Raw genomic sequence first — 212 nt, 5'->3', positions numbered from 1 at the left:
AGCTGTATAACACGGATAAAACGGTGACGTTTGACGAAGGGACTGCGACATTAAACGGTGGTTCGTTCATGTCAGGCGATACGATCAGCCAGGATGGCGATTATACGCTCATCGTAACGGATGCGGCGGGAAATACAACAACGGTAACATTTTCACTCGATAAAACACCTCCAACCGTAACGGGGGTAACAGACGGAAGCAATTACAATACG

The 212-nt window shown here is 47.6% G+C and carries 1 protein-coding gene; it reads left to right on the top strand.

The features are described 5' to 3' along the window. Nucleotides 1-212, top strand: a 212-nt coding sequence (locus KJS57_RS26325) for a hypothetical protein (RefSeq protein WP_213656851.1), incomplete at both ends; no start/stop codon positions are given.

Origin of the sequence: Paenibacillus vini, assembly GCF_018403325.1 — a bacterium.
Lineage (GTDB): Bacteria > Bacillota > Bacilli > Paenibacillales > Paenibacillaceae > Fontibacillus > Fontibacillus vini.
This window is presented reverse-complemented; position numbering and strand designations above follow the sequence as displayed.